The organism is Solwaraspora sp. WMMD791, from assembly GCF_029581195.1.
In the GTDB taxonomy this organism is placed as follows: domain Bacteria; phylum Actinomycetota; class Actinomycetes; order Mycobacteriales; family Micromonosporaceae; genus Micromonospora_E.
This window is the reverse complement of sequence record NZ_CP120737.1, coordinates 1,810,227-1,827,786: the sequence shown is the minus strand read 5'-3', so window position 1 is coordinate 1,827,786 and position 17,560 is coordinate 1,810,227. Positions and strand designations below refer to the sequence as shown.

The 17,560-nt window shown below is 71.6% G+C and carries 20 protein-coding genes; 12 read left to right on the top strand and 8 right to left on the bottom strand.

Going from position 1 to position 17,560, the window contains the following annotated elements; genetic code table 11:
• Nucleotides 1-30 precede the first annotated feature (30 nt).
• On the top strand, nucleotides 31-840 hold the full coding sequence (locus tag O7623_RS07930) for a hypothetical protein (protein ID WP_282227946.1): 810 nt from the start codon (nucleotides 31-33) through the stop codon (nucleotides 838-840).
• A 1-nt stretch (nucleotide 841) separates the two neighbouring features.
• On the opposite strand, the gene O7623_RS07925 is transcribed toward O7623_RS07930, so the two are convergent.
• The 4 genes from O7623_RS07925 to O7623_RS07910 form a co-directional block, all read right to left on the bottom strand.
• Nucleotides 842-1,996 carry an aminotransferase class I/II-fold pyridoxal phosphate-dependent enzyme gene (locus O7623_RS07925; protein ID WP_282227945.1) on the bottom strand — a complete coding sequence of 385 codons (1,155 nt, stop codon included), beginning with the start codon at nucleotides 1,994-1,996 and terminating at the stop codon, nucleotides 842-844.
• 26 nt (nucleotides 1,997-2,022) lie between these two features.
• Nucleotides 2,023-2,649, bottom strand: coding sequence for an RloB family protein (locus tag O7623_RS07920; RefSeq protein ID WP_282227944.1), 627 nt, complete (start codon nucleotides 2,647-2,649; stop codon nucleotides 2,023-2,025).
• Between the two features lie 3 nt (nucleotides 2,650-2,652).
• Complete coding sequence (locus O7623_RS07915; protein ID WP_282227943.1) at nucleotides 2,653-3,924, bottom strand: ATP-binding protein; 1,272 nt, start codon at nucleotides 3,922-3,924, stop codon at nucleotides 2,653-2,655.
• Nucleotides 3,925-4,032: 108 nt separating this feature from the next.
• Nucleotides 4,033-4,470, bottom strand: a complete 438-nt coding sequence (locus O7623_RS07910) for an Lrp/AsnC family transcriptional regulator (protein WP_282227942.1) — start codon at nucleotides 4,468-4,470, stop codon at nucleotides 4,033-4,035.
• Between the two features lie 142 nt (nucleotides 4,471-4,612).
• On the opposite strand from O7623_RS07910, the gene O7623_RS07905 reads away from it, so the two are divergent.
• Genes O7623_RS07905 through O7623_RS07855 form a run of 11 tightly spaced genes read left to right on the top strand, consistent with a single transcriptional unit; the run spans nucleotide 4,613 to nucleotide 15,218 of the window.
• Nucleotides 4,613-5,506, top strand: a complete 894-nt coding sequence (locus O7623_RS07905; RefSeq protein ID WP_282227941.1) for a tryptophan 2,3-dioxygenase family protein — start codon at nucleotides 4,613-4,615, stop codon at nucleotides 5,504-5,506.
• 11 nt (nucleotides 5,507-5,517) lie between these two features.
• Nucleotides 5,518-6,825: a kynureninase gene (gene kynU, locus O7623_RS07900; protein ID WP_282227940.1), complete on the top strand. Its 1,308-nt coding sequence runs from the start codon at nucleotides 5,518-5,520 to the stop codon at nucleotides 6,823-6,825.
• The gene (locus O7623_RS07895; RefSeq protein ID WP_282227939.1) at nucleotides 6,818-8,182 is read left to right on the top strand and encodes an NAD(P)/FAD-dependent oxidoreductase; all 1,365 of its coding nucleotides are present in this window, start codon (nucleotides 6,818-6,820) and stop codon (nucleotides 8,180-8,182) included. Before kynU ends, O7623_RS07895 begins: the two co-directional genes overlap by 8 nt.
• Complete coding sequence (locus tag O7623_RS07890; RefSeq protein ID WP_282227938.1) at nucleotides 8,179-9,687, top strand: 2-hydroxymuconic semialdehyde dehydrogenase; 1,509 nt, start codon at nucleotides 8,179-8,181, stop codon at nucleotides 9,685-9,687. Before O7623_RS07895 ends, O7623_RS07890 begins: the two co-directional genes overlap by 4 nt.
• Nucleotides 9,684-10,514 (top strand): fumarylacetoacetate hydrolase family protein, encoded by an 831-nt coding sequence (locus O7623_RS07885; protein WP_282227937.1) that lies wholly within the window; start codon nucleotides 9,684-9,686, stop codon nucleotides 10,512-10,514. Before O7623_RS07890 ends, O7623_RS07885 begins: the two co-directional genes overlap by 4 nt.
• On the top strand, nucleotides 10,514-11,440 hold the full coding sequence (locus tag O7623_RS07880; protein WP_282227936.1) for an acetaldehyde dehydrogenase (acetylating): 927 nt from the start codon (nucleotides 10,514-10,516) through the stop codon (nucleotides 11,438-11,440). Before O7623_RS07885 ends, O7623_RS07880 begins: the two co-directional genes overlap by 1 nt.
• Nucleotides 11,437-12,468 carry a 4-hydroxy-2-oxovalerate aldolase gene (dmpG, locus tag O7623_RS07875; RefSeq protein WP_282227935.1) on the top strand — a complete coding sequence of 344 codons (1,032 nt, stop codon included), beginning with the start codon at nucleotides 11,437-11,439 and terminating at the stop codon, nucleotides 12,466-12,468. The genes O7623_RS07880 and dmpG overlap by 4 nt, the downstream gene beginning before the upstream one ends.
• Nucleotides 12,465-13,244, top strand: a complete 780-nt coding sequence (locus O7623_RS07870; RefSeq protein ID WP_282227934.1) for a fumarylacetoacetate hydrolase family protein — start codon at nucleotides 12,465-12,467, stop codon at nucleotides 13,242-13,244. Before dmpG ends, O7623_RS07870 begins: the two co-directional genes overlap by 4 nt.
• Entirely contained in the window at nucleotides 13,241-13,681 is a 441-nt protein-coding gene (locus tag O7623_RS07865; protein WP_282227933.1) for a RidA family protein, read from the top strand. Before O7623_RS07870 ends, O7623_RS07865 begins: the two co-directional genes overlap by 4 nt.
• A complete protein-coding gene (locus O7623_RS07860; RefSeq protein ID WP_282227932.1) occupies nucleotides 13,678-14,202 on the top strand; it encodes a 3-hydroxyanthranilate 3,4-dioxygenase in 525 nt (174 codons plus the stop codon). The genes O7623_RS07865 and O7623_RS07860 overlap by 4 nt, the downstream gene beginning before the upstream one ends.
• Before the next feature lie 8 nt (nucleotides 14,203-14,210).
• On the top strand, nucleotides 14,211-15,218 hold the full coding sequence (locus O7623_RS07855) for an amidohydrolase family protein (protein ID WP_282227931.1): 1,008 nt from the start codon (nucleotides 14,211-14,213) through the stop codon (nucleotides 15,216-15,218).
• Nucleotides 15,219-15,244: 26 nt separating this feature from the next.
• Here O7623_RS07855 and O7623_RS07850 read toward each other — a convergent pair whose 3' ends face one another.
• The 4 genes from O7623_RS07850 to O7623_RS07835 form a co-directional block, all read right to left on the bottom strand.
• On the bottom strand, nucleotides 15,245-15,445 hold the full coding sequence (locus O7623_RS07850) for a DUF397 domain-containing protein (protein ID WP_282227930.1): 201 nt from the start codon (nucleotides 15,443-15,445) through the stop codon (nucleotides 15,245-15,247).
• Nucleotides 15,446-15,554: 109 nt separating this feature from the next.
• Nucleotides 15,555-16,199, bottom strand: coding sequence for a helix-turn-helix transcriptional regulator (locus tag O7623_RS07845; protein ID WP_282227929.1), 645 nt, complete (start codon nucleotides 16,197-16,199; stop codon nucleotides 15,555-15,557).
• Nucleotides 16,200-16,371: 172 nt separating this feature from the next.
• Complete coding sequence (locus O7623_RS07840; RefSeq protein ID WP_282227928.1) at nucleotides 16,372-16,764, bottom strand: MmcQ/YjbR family DNA-binding protein; 393 nt, start codon at nucleotides 16,762-16,764, stop codon at nucleotides 16,372-16,374.
• Nucleotides 16,765-16,804: 40 nt separating this feature from the next.
• Nucleotides 16,805-17,560, bottom strand: a complete 756-nt coding sequence (locus tag O7623_RS07835) for a MerR family transcriptional regulator (RefSeq protein ID WP_282227927.1) — start codon at nucleotides 17,558-17,560, stop codon at nucleotides 16,805-16,807.

The window sequence follows — 17,560 nt, the reverse complement described above, 5'->3', positions numbered from 1 at the left end:
GACCGTCCACGTCGACTGTCGGGAGGACCAATGAGGAAACGAATCCGGCCACGATCGATCGGTGCGACCCTGGCGGCCGCGTTGGTCGGCGTCCTGGCCGCCGCGCTGCTGCCCGCCGCACCCGCCCTGGCCCTGCCGTCGGGCACCGGCTGGTCGGCGTCGTGGAACTACTACCACCCGAACGCCTACCAGTACGCCGGCACTCTGCCCGGAGTGAGCCTGACCGGCTACGCCACCGACTACTCCGGCACCTCGAACACGGTCGGGACCATCCAGGACACCGCCAACGACGGGCGCTGCGCGAGGGTGATGCTCTACGCCAACGGCGTCGGGTACCTCGTCGACCAGACGATCTGCGGCAGCGGCCTCAGCCTGAACTACAGCACCGGAAGTTACAGCCAGGGACTACTGGTCATCGTCTACCGGATGGTGCAGGGCACCTCGACCCACGACAAGGGCTTCTACCTCTACATCCCGGGCTCGGCCAGGGATCCGGAGCTGCGGACCGTCGGCACCGGGGCCAGCTGGTCCTACTACACGTCGACGGCGTTCCAGTACGCGGTGACCCGCCCCGGCGTCACGCAGGTCGGGTACGGCTCGCACCAGTCGTTCGACCAGCGCTCCTCGCTGAACACCGTGCAGAAGACCGCCACGTCGGCCGGCTGCGCGACCGGCCGGGTCACCGGCGGCACGACCACCAGCGGCGGCACCTGCACCAACGGCGGCACCGCCTCGTTCAGCCGGTTCGACCACACGTACAACCTGGAGGCCTCCGCCTGCTACCAGCCGACGTCCGGCACCCAGCGCTGCCTCGCGCTGGTCATCCCCGAACCCTGGTGACTCAGCCGACGGCCGCCGCCATCCGGCGTACCGCCTCGGCGATCGTGTCGGGGGCGGCGGCCAGGTTGAACCGGGCGTGCCCGGCACCGCCGGCACCAAAGTCCACGCCGGAGCTGAGCGCCACCCGCCCCCGGTCGAGGAACACCGCCGCCGGGTCGACGCCGAGCCCGAGGCCACGACAGTCCAGCCAGGCCAGGAACGTCGCCTGACCCGGGGCGTACCGCACCTGCGGCAGGTGGGCCGTCAGCAGGTCGGCGAGCAGCCGCCGGTTGGCGTCCACCGCCGCCCGTACGGTGTCCAGCCAGTCGCCGCCGTCGCGGAACGCCGCCGTGTGGGCGATCACCCCGAGGTGGTTGACCCCGTGGCCGACCTCCTGCGGCAGCCGGGCCAGGTCGGTGGCGGCGGCCGGCCCGGCGACCGCGAGGGCGGCCTTGAGCCCGGCGAGGTTCCAGCCCTTCGAACCGGAGATCAGCGTCAGGCCGTCGTCGGCGCCGGGCACCGACAGGTACGGCACGAACGTCACGCCGGAGGCGGTCATCGGCGCGTGGATCTCGTCGACCACCACCCGCACCCCGTGCCGGGCGGCCAGGTCGGCGACGGCCGTCAGCTCGTCGGCGGTGTGTACCGTGCCGGTCGGGTTGTGCGGGCTGCACAGCAGGTACGCCGCCCGGCGGCCGCCCGCACGGGCGGCGGTGAACGCCTCGGCCAGCACGTCGAGGTCGAGCCGACCGTCCGGCCCGAGCGGAGCCTCCCGCACCGGCCGGTCGAGGTTGCGCAGGAACCCGTAGAACGGCGGGTACACCGGCGGGTTGACCACGACGGTGTCGCCCGGCCCGGTCACCAGCTTCAGCATCTCGACCGCGCCGAGCATCACGTCCGGCACGATCGCCGTGCGCGCCGGGTGCAGGCCGTCCCAGCCCCAGCGGGTCGCCGCGAACCCGGCGACCGCCTCGGCGTAGCCGGCCCCGGTGGCGTACCCGAGGTCACCGGCGCGGACCGCGGCGTCGATCGCCTCGACGATCGGCCCGGCCGGGTCGACGTCCATCTCCGCCACCCACACCGGCAGCACGTCCGGCGGATACATCCGCCACTTGATGCTGGTCCGCTGCCGGGCCCGGTCCAGCGGCACCCAGGGCCCCTGCCGCGCTGTCGTCACGGTCGCCTCCGATCCAGGACGTTCGTTCACCCTGATCCGCTCGCGGTCGGCTCGACCGCCCTCAGCAGTTCATACATGCCCGACGAGGGGTTGTCGTTGGGGAACGTCGCCTGATTCCGGTCGTGCCGTCGCGCGAGCAGCGCGGCGCGTCGTGCCGCCGCCTGCCGTTGCTGCAGGTAGCGCGTCGGGTCGATCCGCTTGCCGGTACGGCCGTCAAGTTTGCGGCTCAGTCGTTGCGCCTCGGCGGTGGTGAGGAACGCGGTCTGATCCTGAAAGTGCAGAATCAGCCACAGCTCGAAGCACGGGTTGCTGACCGCCAGTCGGATGCCGTGTTCGGCTGCCAGCCGGATGGCCCGGTCGAGGTGCGGATGGTGCCGGGGCCATTCGACGTCGAACACGCACCAGCACTCGTCGACCTCGTCGTCCGCGCTGCGCTCGATCGCCCGGTTGACCAGGGTCAACGGGACCCCCTGGTCCGGGTCGATCTCGATGTTGATCGCGGTGCTGTCCCTGATGTGGGGGAGCCGTCGAAGCGCGTTCAGGTAGTCAGGCTCCGATGCCTCGCCTTCGCAGAAGATGACGATCGTTCTGCGCTCGGGGCGGGTCGCGGTCCGCCGTCGCAGGTCCTTGGCCCGCGTCCGTCTCGGTGTCACCGGTCAGCCGATCAGTCCGAGTGCCCGCAGGATCTCGGTGCGGTCGACGTCGGGTAGCGCGCCGAACCGTCCGTGCAGGTACGCCTTCTCCAGGTTCTGTGACCGGCGTACGCGTTCGCCGGCGAACTCGGCCAGCGCGCCGAGGCGGGTCGCGCCGTCGACTGCCTTCTCGGTCAGCCAGACCTCGTCCCGGTTCAGGTGATTGAGCAGGCTGGTGTCGTGCGAGGTGAAGATCAGCTGTGCCCCCGAGGGGTTCGTCGCGGGGTCGGTGAACAGCCGGATGAGCTGCATGGACAGCGTCGGGTGCAGACTGGCGTCCAGTTCGTCGAACAGCAGCAGGGAACCGGCCTTCAACGCGGTCAGCACCGGGCCGATCAGCTGGAACCAGGTGCGGGTCCCCTCCGATTCGGCGCCGAAGTCCAAGGGGACCGCTTCGTCGCCCGTACGGTGCAGCAGCCGGATTCGTCGTCGCCTGGTCGAGGACCGAGGGTCCTGGCCGGACGCTGCTGCGCCATCGTCGATCACCACGTCCTCGATGCCGAGGTCGGCCATCCTCAGCAGCGCCAGGGCCTGAGCCCGGTCCGGACGTAGGTCTTCGAGCCCGGGCAGCGCTTCCTGGCGCGCCCCGGCGGCATCCTCGAACCAGTGTCGGGTCGCCAGATGAGGGGCCTGCCGAACGAATGGGCGGCGACGCGGCCCCGGCTCCAACGTCTGTATGCTCAGCAACTCCTCGGCGGGGCCGGAGACGAGGGGTTCGCGGAACCGCCGGGCCGCTGACAAGGCGAGAGTACGACTGGTCAGCAGCTCACGGGTGCCCGACAGGTGGCCGAGGCCCCGTTGCAGCGTCAGCTCGTCACCCTCGCGTTCGAAGATCCGACGCCGCTTGCGTTCCGGATAGTGGAACAGGCCTTCGTAGCGGATCGCGTCGGCGTCCAGCTCGACGACGTACTCGAAGCGGACCCCGCCGAGGATCAGTTCGACGGTGAACTCCGATGGGCTCCGTGGACCGTGGCCGAACGCGAACGGCTCGACCGGAATCCCGTCGTCCCAGAACCGCAGTGAATCGGCGACCGCGTCGCGCAGCCAGGTGAGAGCCGCAACCACGTTGGACTTGCCGGAGGCGTTGGGACCGTAGATGGCGGCGACCGGCAGGAGGCTTTCGTCGATGCTGTCGACCCGCTGCACCGCCGGCCGGTCCCGGTCGACGGCGACCATCGACAGCTCGACCGGTCCGAGGATCGAGCGGAAGTTCGCCGCCTCGAAACGGATCAGCACAGCACCTGCCTCCTAGCGCACGACTCCGCAACCATACCTCAGTTTCTGGTGAAAATTGACAGAATCGCGGCTCTGTCGACGTTCAGTCGACTGTCACGCGGTGCCGAGTCAGTCGGCGGCGGTGACCGGTCGCCAGTCCAGCGGGGTGGAGAGCACCATCGTGCTGGACGGCTGGCCGTACGGGGCGAGCCGGTCGATGACGTCCTCGAAGGCGTCCATCGACGCCGCCGCCACCTTCAGCATCGAGCAGGCGTCGCCGGTGATCCGGTGGATCTCCCGGATCTCCGGCCAGGTCGGCACCTGCGGGTCGCGCAGGATGCAGTGCGACCCGTAGCAGGACATCCGGATCAGGGCGATCACCGTCCAGCCGGCCCGGGTCAGGTCGACGTGCGCGTGGTAGCCGCCGATCACGCCGGACTCCTCCAGCCGGCGGACCCGCTCGGCGACCGCCGGCGGTGACAGGTGCACCCGGCGGGACAGCTCGCTGAAGGAAAGTCGGGCATCGGCCTGCAACTCGCGCAGCAGGGCCCAATCCATCTCGTCCACGGACACTTTCCCTTCGTTAACCGATCACCCCAATCTAGCCACGGACCTGCAGGTCGCGGCCGCGTACCGCCGTTGATCCGGTATTCAGCGACGGACCGCAAGTCGGCGATCATGGGCGGCACAGCAAAGGAGGGCAGCCGACGTGAACAGCACCGACGTGGCCAGCCCACCGGCCGTGCGGCCGGTGGACGCCGCCGAACGCGACGCCCGCGCCGCCGCCAACGCCGGTGAGCCGACCCTGGAGTTCGGCGACCGGGTGCCGTACGACGCGTACGTGCACGCCAGCACCCTGCACAGTTTGCAGCGCACCCTCAGCGACGACCCCGGCGAGATGTCGTTCCTGATGGTCAGCCAGATCATGGAGCTGTACTTCGGGCTGACCCGCCACGAGCTGCGCGAAACCCAGCGACTGCTGCGCGCCGACCAGGTGTGGGAGGCGGTCGCCCCGCTGCGCCGCGCCGCGCTGCACCTGGAAGGGCTCAACGCCTCCTGGCAGACGCTGCGCTGGATGACCCCGGCCGACTTCAACCGGTTCCGCAACCTGCTCGGTGAGGGCTCCGGTTTCCAGTCGGCGATGTACCGGCAGCTGGAGTTCACCCTGGGCATCCGGACCCCGTCGCTGATCCGCCCGTTCCGCCGCCAACCCGAGGTGTACGCCGAGTTGGAGCAGACGCTGCACACGCCGAGCCTGTGGGACGACGTGATCGCCCTGCTGGCCCGCGCCGGCCACGACATCCCGGCCGACCTGCTGACCCGCGACGTCGCCACCGAACACGAACCGCACCCGGCGGTCGAGGCCGCCTGGGTGGAGGTCTACCGCACCAACACCCCGGACAACCACCTGCGGCTGCTCGGCGAGGCGTTGACCGAGGTCGCCGAGCAGTTCGGCGACTGGCGCTACAAGCATCTCAAGGCGGTGCAGCGCACCATGGGCGCCAAGGTCGGCAGCGGCGGCTCCGCCGGCCTGGCCTGGCTGCAACGCAGCATGGCCCGGGTGGTCTTCCCCGAGATCTGGTCCGCCCGGACCAGCATGTGAGAGGCTGCCGCATGTTCACTGAGGACGACGCCCGTCGCCGCGACGCCGCCGACCCCGGGCACCGCGACCTGTTCCACATCCCGCCGGCCACCGGCGGCGACCACCCCGACGTCGCCTACTTCGCCGGCAACTCCCTCGGTCTGCAACCGAAGGCCACCCGCGCCGAGCTGCTCGACGACCTCGACGACTGGGCCCGGCTCGGCGTCGAAGGCCACCTCGAAGCCGGCCGGCCGTGGCTGCCGTACCACGAACTTCTCACCGACCCCGCCGCGCGACTGGTCGGCGCCCTGCCCAGCGAGGCCGTGGTGATGAACTCGCTGACGGTCAACCTGCACCTGCTGATGGTGTCGTTCTACCGGCCGGCCGGCGCGCGCAACCGGATCGTCATCGAGGACTCGGCGTTCCCGTCGGACAGCTACGCGGTGCGCAGCCAGGCCGTCTTCCACGGCCTCGACCCCGACCGTACGGTGGTCCGGCTGCGGCCCCGTCCCGGCGAGGACACGCTACGCACCGAAGACATCGTGGACTACCTGCGCACCGAGGGCGACCGGGTGGCGCTGGTGCTGCTCGGCGGGGTCAACTACCTGACCGGTGAGCTGCTGGACATCCCGACGATCACCGAGGCCGGCCGGGCCGCCGGGGCGATCGTCGGCTGGGACCTGGCGCACGCCGCCGGCAACGTGCCGCTGCGGCTGCACGACTGGGGCGTCGACTTCGCCGCCTGGTGCTCCTACAAGTACCTCAACTCCGGGCCGGGGGCCCTCGCTGGCGCGTACGTGCACGAACGCCACCACGGCGACGCGACGCTGGCCCGCTTCGAAGGTTGGTGGAGCACCGAGCCGGCGACCCGGTTCGAGATGATCCCGGTGTCCCGTCCGCCGGCCAGCGTCGACGCCTGGCAGATCTCCAACCCGCCGATCTTCGCGATGGGTCCGGTCCGTACCTCGTTGCAGATCTTCGACAAGGTCGGCATGACGGCGCTGCGGGAACGCAGCGAACGGCTCACCGGCTACCTGGAGCAGCTGCTCGACGAGATCCTGCCGGGTCGGCCGGTCAACGTCGTCACCCCCCGGGACCCGGCCCGGCGCGGCTGCCAACTGTCCCTGCGGATCGCCACGTCGGCTGCCGGCGGTGGCGGGTCGGGGGCGCACGCGCTGACCGCCCGGCTGCGCCACGAGCACGGGGTGATCGCCGACGCCCGCGAACCGGACATCGTCCGGCTCGCCCCGGTGCCGCTGTACTCGACGTACCACGACTGCTGGCGGGCCGCGCGGGCGCTCGCCGCGACCCTCCCGACGGAAGGCGGCGACGATGTCTGAGCGCGCACCGGTCGCGGTGGTCGGCGCCGGCCTGGCCGGCAGCCTGCTCGCCTGCTTCCTGGCCCGCCGGGGCCTGCCGGTCACCCTCTACGAGCGGCGGCCGGACCCGCGACGCGGCACCGCCGAACGCGGCCGGTCGATCAACCTGGCGCTGTCCGAACGCGGCCTGGACGCGCTGCGCCGCATCGACCTGGCCGACCAGGTGCTCGCCGACGCGTTGCCGATGCGCGGCAGGATGATCCACCCGGTCGCCGGTGACCTGGACTTTCAGCCGTACAGTGCCGACGGGCAGCGGGCGATCAACTCGATCAGCCGGGGCGCGCTCAACAACGCCCTGCTCGACGCCGCCGAGGCCGCACCCGGGGTCACCGTCGTCTTCGACCACCGGCTCGTCGGCCTCGACCCGGCCACCGGCGAGGCGACCTTCGACACGCCGCAGGGCAAGGTCCAGGCCGCCGCGCGGGTGGTGCTCGGCGCCGACGGCGCCGGTTCGGCGGTACGCGGCCAGCTGCTCGCCCACGGACTGGTCGACGAGAGCCTCGACTTCCTCGACTACGGCTACAAGGAGCTGACCATCCCGGCGGTCGGCGGCGACTACGCCCTCGACCCGGGTGCGCTGCACATCTGGCCGCGCGGCACGTCGATGATGATCGCCCTGCCGAACCCGGACCGCTCCTTCACCTGCACCCTGTTCTGGCCGACCGGCGGTACGTCGAGTTTCGCCTCGCTGAGCAGCCCGGCGGCGATCGAGCGGCACTTCCGCGAGCACTACCCGGACGTGCCACCGCTGGCGCCGAACCTGGTCGACGACTACCAGCACAACCCGGTCGGCCTGCTCGGCACGGTGCGCTGCGACCCGTGGCAGGTCGGCGGCCGGGTGGCGCTGGTCGGCGACGCCGCCCACGCGGTCGTGCCGTTCTACGGTCAGGGCGCCAACTGTGCCTTCGAGGACGTCGTCGAGCTGGACCGCTGCCTCGACGACACCGGCGGCGACTGGGCGGCGGCCCTGCCGCTGTACCAGTCCCGCCGCCAGGCCAACGCCGAAGCGATCGCCCAGATGGCGCTGGCGAACTTCGTCGAGATGCGCGACAAGGTCGCCTCCCCGACGTTCCAGACGTTCCGCAAGGTCGAACACGCCCTGGAACGGGCGTTGCCGGGGCGTTACGTGTCCCGCTACGAGATGGTCTCCTTCACCACCATCCCGTACGCCGAGGTCAGGCGTCGGGTCCGCCGCCAGCACCAGCTGCTGGCGGCGACGGTGGCCGGGACGGCGGCGCTGATAGTAGGGGCACTCGGCGCCGCCGTCACCCGGTCTGTCCGAAAGGGACGCGGGTCTGCCCGGAAGGGACGCTCATGACTTTGTGGCACCCCGACCTGTACGCCGGCCGGCCGGCCGCCGACGGCCCCGGCCTGCTGCGCAACTTCGTCGGCGGCCGGTTCGTCGACGCCGGGAAGCGGTTTGCGAAGGTGTCGCCGGTGACCGGGGAGACGGTCTTCGAGGTGGCTGAGGCCGACTCCTCGACGGTCGACGCGGCCGTCGCGGCGGCCCGGTCGGCGCTACGCGGACCCTGGGGCGGCATGGCCGAACGGGACCGGGCGGCGGTGCTGCGCGCGGTCGCCGACGAGCTGGACCGCCGCTTCGACGACCTGGTCGCTGCCGAGGTCGCCGACACCGGTAAACCGGTCAGCCAGGCCCGCACCCTGGACATCCCGCGCGGGGCGGCGAACTTCCGGGCGTTCGCGGAGATCGCCGCCACCGCGCCGACCGAGTCGTTCACCACGGTCACCCCGAGCGGCGGCCGGGCACTGAACTACGCGGTCCGCAAACCCGTCGGCGTCGTCGCGGTCATCGTGCCGTGGAACCTGCCGCTGCTGCTGCTCACCTGGAAGGTCGCCCCGGCGCTGGCCTGCGGCAACGCCGTCGTCGTCAAGCCCAGCGAGGAAACCCCGGCGTCGGCGACGCTGCTGGCCGAGGTGATGGCGGCGGCCGGCGTACCCGACGGGGTGTTCAACCTGGTGCACGGCTTCGGGCCGGGCGCGGCGGGGGAGTGGCTGACCACCCACCCCGGGGTGGACGCGATCACCTTCACCGGTGAGTCGGCGACCGGGTCGGCGATCATGCGGGCAGCCGCCGACGGGGTGAAGGCGGTCTCGTTCGAGCTGGGCGGCAAGAACGCCGGCCTGGTCTTCGCCGACGCCGACCTGGACGCCGCCGTCGCCGGCTCGGTGCGGTCGTCGTTCACCAACGGCGGCCAGGTGTGCCTGTGCACCGAGCGGCTCTACGTGCAGCGGCCGGTCTTCGACGAGTTCGTGGACCGGTTGGCGGCCGCCGCCCGCGACGCCCGGTACGGCTGGCCCGCCGACGAGACGATCTCGACGATGCCGCTGATCTCGCACGGTCACCGGGACAAGGTGCTCGGCTACTACGACCTGGCCCGCGTCGAAGGCGCCGACGTACTCGCCGGTGGTGGCGTGCCGACCTTCGATGACGCCCGCGACGGCGGCGCGTACGTGCAGCCGACCGTACTGACCGGGCTGGGCTCCTCGGCACGGCTGCTGCGCGAAGAGGTGTTCGGCCCGATCTGCCACATCGCGCCGTTCGACACCGAGGAGGAGGCGTTCGCGCTGGCCAACGACTCCGACTACGGCCTGGCCGCGACGGTGTGGACCCGCGACGTGGGGCGGGCGCACCGGGCCGGCGCCAGACTGGACGCCGGCATCGTCTGGGTCAACACCTGGTTCCTGCGGGATCTGCGTACCCCGTTCGGCGGGGTGAAGGCCTCCGGCGTGGGCCGGGAGGGCGGCGTGCACTCGCTGGACTTCTACTCCGAACTGACCAACGTCTGTGTGGACTTGACATGACTGTGGACATCGAGGCCGCCGTCGCGGCGGTGACCGGGGCGTACGACACCGGGGTGCCGTGCCCGCCGCTACGCGACCGGCTGCTGCCCGCCGGTGACGTGGCCGCCGCGTACGCGGTGCAGCGGGCGACCGTCGCCGGCTGGTCGGCCGTCGGCCGCCGCCGGGTCGGGGCGAAGATCGGCCTGACGTCGCCGGCGGTGCAGGCCGCGTTCGGCGTCTACCAGCCCGACTTCGGGGTGCTCTTCGCCGACATGGCGGTCGGCGACGGCGACGAGGTCGACCTGGCCGGGCTGATCCAGCCGAGGGTGGAGGCCGAGGTGGCGTTCGTGCTCGGCACCGACCTGCCGGACGGGCCGGCGACCGTGGTCGACGTGCTGCGGGCCACCGACTTCCTGCTGCCGGCGATCGAGATCGTCGACTCCCGGATCACCGACTGGGACATCTCGATCGTGGACACCGTGGCCGACAACGCCTCGTCGGGCCTGTTCGTCCTCGGCGACCGGCCGGTGCCGCCCGCCACGGTTGACCTGCGCGAATGCGGCATGGTGCTCGAGTCGGCCGGCGAACCGGTGTCGGTCGGCGCCGGAGCCGCCTGCCTCGGCAACCCGGTGCACGCCGTCGCCTGGCTGGCGTCGACCATGGCCGCCGCCGGGGATCCGCTGCGGGCCGGCGACATCGTGCTCTCCGGTGCGCTCGGCCCGATGGTGCCGGTCACCCCGGGGGCGGCGTACGAGGCGCGGATCGCCGGGCTCGGCACGGTACGGACCAGATTCAGCGCCAAACCGGCCGACCGGTCGGCCGGTGGCGAGTCAGGGGAGGGGTCGTAGTGGGTGTCGGGGTGGCGGTGATCGGGTCGGGCAACATCGGCACCGACCTGATGATCAAAGTGCTGCGGCTGTCGGAGTCGCTGCGGATGGTGGCGATGGTCGGCATCGACCCGCAATCGGACGGGCTGGCCCGCGCCCGCCGCCTCGGCGTGGCGACCACCGCCGACGGCGTCGACGGCCTGGTGGCGATGCCCGAGTTCGCCGACGTGCGACTCGTCTTCGACGCCACGTCGGCCGGCGCGCACCGACGCAACAACGAGATCCTGCAGGCGAACGGGCGGACCGTGGTCGACCTGACCCCGGCCGCGATCGGCCCGTACGTGGTGCCGCCGGTCAACCTGGACGCGCACCTGGCCGAGCCGAACGTCAACATGGTCACCTGCGGTGGGCAGGCCACCGTACCGGTCGTCGCCGCCGTCGCCGCGGTGGCCCCGGTCGCGTACGCGGAGATCGTCGCCTCGATCGCGTCCCGCTCGGCCGGCCCGGGCACCCGGGCCAACATCGACGAGTTCACCCAGACCACCGCCCGCGCCCTGGAAGTCGTCGGCGGTGCCGGCAAGGGCAAGGCGATCATCGTGCTGAACCCGGCCGACCCGCCGCTGCTGATGCGCGACACCGTCTACTGCCTGATCCCGGCCGGCGTCGACACCGGCGCGGTCGCCGACTCGGTGCAGACCATGGTGGCGTCGGTCGCCGAGTACGTGCCCGGCTACCGCCTCAAGCAGCGGGTGCAGTTCGACCCGGTCGACGCGTACGTGCCGGCGCTGGGCGGCCGGTTCACCGGCACCCAGGTGTCGGTGTTCCTGGAGGTCTCTGGTGCCGGGCACTACCTGCCCGCGTACGCCGGGAACCTCGACATCATGACGTCGGCGGCGCTGCGCACCGCCGAACGTCTGGTCGCTGTCCGAGAGGGGGCACGGTCATGACCCGGCTGTACGTACAGGACGTGACGTTGCGCGACGGCATGCACGCCATCGGGCACCGCTACACGGTCGACGAGGTCCGGGCGATCGCCGCCGCGCTGGACGCCGCCGGCGTCGACGCCATCGAGGTCGCCCACGGCGACGGGCTGGCCGGCTCCAGCGTCACCTACGGCCACGGCGCGGCGTCGGACGCCGACTGGATCACCGCCGCCGCCGAGTCGATCAGCCGGGCGACGTTGACCACTCTGCTGCTGCCCGGCATCGGCACCATCGACGATCTGCGGGCCGCCCGCGACCTCGGCGTCACCAGCGTGCGGATCGCCACCCACTGCACCGAGGCCGACATCGCCGCCCAGCACATCTCCTGGGCCCGCGACAACGGCATGGACGTCGCCGGGTTCCTGATGATGTCGCACATGAACACCCCGGCCGGCCTCGCGGCGCAGGCCAAACTGATGGAGTCGTACGGGGCGCACTGCGTCTACGTCACCGACTCCGGCGGCCGGCTGCTGATGGACGACGTCGCCGCCCGGGTCGACGCGTATCGGGCCGTGCTCGACCCGGGCACCCAGATCGGCATCCACGCCCACCACAACCTGTCCCTCGGTGTGGCGAACAGCGTCGTCGCCGTGCAGCACGGCACCACCCGGGTCGACGCCTCCCTCGCCGGGATGGGTGCCGGGGCCGGCAACGCCCCGCTCGAAGTCTTCACCGCCGTCGCGGACCTGCACGGCTGGAAACACGGCTGCGACACGTTCGCGCTGATGGACGCCGCCGAGGACCTGGTCCGTCCGCTGCAGGACCGGCCGGTCCGGGTCGACCGGGAAACCCTGTCGCTGGGCTACGCCGGGGTCTACTCCAGCTTCCTGCGCCACGCCGAACGCGCCGCCGACCGCTACGGCCTCGACGTGCGGTCCATCCTGGTCGAACTCGGCCGCCGCCGGATGGTCGGCGGCCAGGAGGACATGATCACCGACGTCGCGCTCGACCTCGCCGACGCCGCCAACACCGCCCACGGAGGCAGCCAGTGACCAGCACAGACGTCGACCTCGCCGAGCTGGCCGCCCGACTCGACGATGCGGCGGTCACCGGCACCCCGATCCCGCAGCTCGCCGAGGCGCACAGCGTCGGCGTCGACGCCGCGTACCAGGTGCAGCAGGCGCTGATCGCCCGCCGCACCGGCCGGGGCGACCGGCTCGTCGGCGCGAAAATGGGGCTGACCAGCAAGGCGAAGATGGCGCAGGTCGGCGTCGACTCCCCGATCCTCGGCCAGCTCACCGCCGCCACCGCGGTCCCCGACGGCGGCAGCGCCGACATCTCCGGGCTGATCCACCCCCGGGTCGAGCCGGAGATCGCCTTCCTCCTCGACCGCCCGCCGACACCCGGGATGCCGTTCACCGACGCGGTCCGCGCCGTCGCCCCCGCCCTGGAGGTCATCGACTCCCGGTACGCCAACTTCACCTTCTCGCTGCCGGACGTGATCGCCGACAACACCTCGGCCGCCCTGTTCACCGTCGGGCCGTGGCAGCCGGTCCCGGACGGCGTCGACAATCTCGGCGTACTGCTGGAGGTGGACGGACGCACGGTGCAGACCGGGTCGACGGCGGCCATCCTCGGCGACCCGCGCCGGGCGCTCGCCGCCGGCATCGCCTTGGCCGACCGGCACGGCCCGGCCCTGCAGGGCGGCTGGATCTTCCTGGCCGGCGCGGCCACCGCCGCGGTGCCGCTGGCCCCCGGCGTGCACGTGCGGGCCACCGTGCAGGGGCTCGGCACCGCCGCCTTCACCACTACCGGAGGTACGCCGTGACCGCGCACCTGGTCGCCGGCAAGGCCACCCCGCGCGGGGCGTTCCCGCACGTCAAGGTCGCCGGCGGGTTGATCTTCGTCTCCGGCACCTCCAGCCGCCGCCCCGACAACACCATCGCCGGTGCCAGCGTCGACGAGTTCGGCACCACCACACTGGACATCCGCGAGCAGACCCGCGCGGTGATCGCCAACATCGCCGACCTGCTCGCCGCCGCCGGTGCCAGCCTCGCCGACCTGGTCTCGGTCACCACGTACCTGGTCAACATGAACGACTTCGGCGGCTACAACCAGGTCTGGGCCGAACACTTCGACCACACCGGACCGACCCGCACCACCGTCGCCGTCCACCAGTTGCCACACCCGCACCTGCTCATCGAGATCCAGGCCGTCGCGGTCGTGCCCGCCGACGCCCCCACCCGGAAGGAGCGACACCCGTGAGCGACATCGCCGAACCGGTCAACTTCCCCAACTGGATCAGCGAGAACGAGCATCTGCTCAAGCCGCCGGTCAACAACAAGCAGATGTTCCCCACCGGCAACGACTTCATCGTGCAGGTCGTCGGCGGCCCCAACCAGCGCACCGACTTCCACGTCGACCCGTACGAGGAGTTCTTCTACCAGGTCAAAGGCAACATGCACGTCAACCTGATGACCGACGACGGCCCGCAGACCGTGCACATCCGCGAAGGCCAGATGTGGGTGCTGCCCGGCTACGTACCGCATTCGCCGCAGCGCCCCGAAGCCGGCTCGATCGGCGTGGTCATCGAACGGGTCCGCGAGGAGGGCACCCTGGAGAAGTTCCAGTGGTACTGCCTCGACTGCGGCAACCTGGTGCACGAGGTGGAGCTGCAGGTCCGCGACATCGTTGCCGACCTGCCACCGGTCTTCACCGCCTTCTACGCCGACGAAGCCGCCCGCACCTGCGACAAGTGCGGCGCGCTGCACCCGGGCAAGGGCTGAGCCTCGCCGTGACCGACGCCGGGCAGACCATCGACGTCCACACCCACCTGGTGCCCAAGGGCTGGCCGGACCTTGCCGCCGCGTGCGGCGGGACCGGCTGGCCGTGGCTGCGCGTCGACTCCGAACGGGCCGCCATGATCATGGTGGGCCAGACGGAGTTCCGTCCGGTCGGCCCGCAGACCTGGGACCCGGCGACGAGGCTGGCCGACATGGCCGCAGACGGGGTCGACGTGCAGGTGGTCTCGCCGACGCCGGTCTTCTTCGCCTACGACCGCCCCGCCGACCAGGCGATCAAGGTGGCCCGGATCTTCAACGACCTCACCCTGGAGGTCACCGCCGCCGGTGGCGGCCGGCTGGTCCCGTTCTGCCAGGTGCCGTTGCAGGACCCGGACGCCGCCTGCGCCGAATTGGACCGTTGCCTGGCCGCCGGGCACGTCGGGGTGGAGATCGGCAACCACGTCGGTGACCGGGACCTCGACGACGCCGGCATCCTCGCCTTCCTGCGGCACTGTGCCGACGTCGGCGCACCCGTCTTCGTCCACCCCTGGGACATGCCCGACGGGCCACGGCTGGACCGGTGGATGGTGCGCTGGCTGTCCGGCATGCCCGCCGAAACCCACCTGTCGATTCTCGCGCTGATCCTCGGCGGCGGCTTCGACCAGCTGCCCCGTACGCTGCGGATCTGCTTCGCCCACGGGGGTGGCAGCTTCCCGTTCTGGCTGGGCCGCGCCGACAACGCCTGGCACCGCCGGGGCGACGTGGTACGGGGCCGCTCGCAGCACCCGCCGAGCCACTACGTCGACCGGTTCTACGTCGACTCGGTCGTCTTCGACCCGGCGGCGCTGCGGCTGCTGGTCGACACGATGGGTGCCGACCGGGTGCTGCTGGGCAGCGACTACCCGTACCCGCTGGGGGAGCGGCCGATCGGCGCGGTGATCGACAAGGCGGACTTCCTCACCGCCGACCAGCGGGCCGCCCTGCGCGGCGGCAACGCCCACCGCTTCCTCACCGGCTGACCCAGCGCACAGCCGGTGGGGCCGGGTCAGCGTACGGACGTGGTCTTGGCCAGGGCGACGAAGGCGGACCAGGCGGCGGGGGCGAAGGTCAGGGTGCCGCCGTCGCGGTCCTTGGTGTCGCGGACGTATACCCGGCCAGGGACGTTGTCGGCGACCTCGACACAGTCACCGCCAGCCGGGTTGCTGCGGGTCGACTTGCGCCAACGAGGGGTGGTGCTCAGCTCCATGTCTGCACCGCTTTCAGGATCATGTCGTGGGATTCCTCGACAGGCAGAGCATAGCTGCGGACACCTTCCCAGGACCGCTCCAATGTCTGCACGTCGGCCGGGTTGCTGATCACGTCACCGCCGAAATGGAATCGACGTAGCCGAACACGTGATCGTCCACGGTCGCCAAAGCGAACGAGCCGTTGAGCCCGTGGTAGGCGTCGGCGCTGCCCGGCACCACGTGCACCCAGACGTTGGGGCGGGCCGCCGCCTCGGCGAGACCGCGCAGCTGCTCGGCCATCTGCTCCGGCGTGCCGACCTGGCGGTGCAGCACGCTGCGGTCGATGACGGCGATGAACTCGGCCGGGTCGTCGGCGCGGGTGAGCACCTGCTGGCGGGTGAGCCGGTTCGCCAGCCGGGTCGGCACGTCGTCGACCGGGCCGACGCGCAACAGCCGTTCGGCGTACTCGCGGGTCTGCAACAGACCCGGCACGACCGCGAGCTGGAACGACCGCAGCAGGGTGGCCCGCTCCTCCATTTCGGCCCACGGGCGCAGGAAGCCGGCGAAGGACATCCCGCGCGCCTCGGCGCTGGCGCGCTGCACGCGGTCGCCGCTGCCCAGAACGTCGTCGAGGATCTTCGCGTTCTGCTGCACCGGGACCAGGCGGCCGTTCTCGTAGCTGCCGATCGACGATGCGCTGAGCTGAATCAACGCGCCGAGCTGCTGTTGGGACAGTCCGCGCTCGGTGCGCAGGGTACGAATGATGTGGTGCACCTCGTGCATTGTCGGATCCCCGATCTGCTGATGGTGGGGCGGTGCGTCGAATGCCACCTCTACCTCTATCAGTACGACGGATCGGAGTCCATGATGGAGATCGGATAAATTCCGGATAGCTTGTGTGATCGATATCGGGTTCTGTCGGATGGGGTTCTGTCGACCCGTCGACCTATCGGGCGTCGAGCTGGGCGACCCGACGGGGCCCGGCGGTCCGCCGGTAGCTGGCGTCGAGCAGCTCGCCGATCTCCGCCCAGTCGGTGTCGTCGGCCAGGTCCACCCCGACCCAGCCGGAGCTGGCCAGGTACGCCGGGGCGTAACAGCGTGGCTCGGCCAGCAGCGCCGCCCGCTCGTCCGGGTCCATCAGCACCAGCACGGAGTGATCATGCTGCTGGTAGACGCCGTCGACCTTCACCGAGCCGCCGTAGTAGGCGAACACCTTGGTGGTGTAGAACGCCGGATGCCCATGCGAGATCTTCTCGGCGGCGTCGGGGAAGGCCAGCGCGAGCCGGCGTACTTCGGCGAGCAGCGGGTCGGCGTCGTCGAACATGATCGGATGCGGCATGACGGTAGGTAACCACACCCGGCTGACACTTCGGCCCCGGTCACCGAGCCGGCCGGGCGTGCTGGTGCGGGAGGGTCGGCCGGTCCGGGCGGGCCGCGACCGGGATCTCCAGGACGGTGACAGCGGCACCGTCGCCGTCGACCAGTTGATCCTCCGTCGTGGGACCGGCGACCGTCAGGTACTGGCGGGGCAGCCAGGCGAACAGGTCGAGTCCGGCGCGGACCACGCCGGTCGTCGGCGGCACGACGGCCCGGACCACCGTACGGGCGGGCAGGTCGAGCCGCTCGCCGGGCCCGTCGGTCGTCACCGCCGCCCGGAAACGGGTCGCCGGCCGGCAACGTAGCCAGGTCAGCAGGACCGTCGGCGGCTGCTGTCGACACAGCGCCGCCAACTCGGTGGGATCGGCCACCCGTACGTGCCGCACCCGCAGCCGGCGGAGACCGACCCGGGCGACCTGCGGCAGCACCGACGCCGTACCAGTGAGGTGGTCCTCGGCGGCGGCGATCGTCGCCGTACGGGCGGCGATGTCGTCGCGCAGCGCCGCCACGGTCTCGGCCAGGGCCTGCCGCAGTTGGGCGTCGGGGGCGTCGAGCAGGTCGGCGATCCGGCGCAGCGGCAGCCCGAGGCGTTGCAGGCCACGGATGCGTTCCAGCCGGGTCAGCTCGGCCGCACCGTACCAGCGGTAGCCGGTCAGCTGGTCGGTCGCGGCCGGCGGCAGCAGCCCTACCTTGTCGTAGTGCCGCAGGGTGCGCTCGGACACCCCGACCATGCGCGCCAGCTCACCGATTCGCCACAC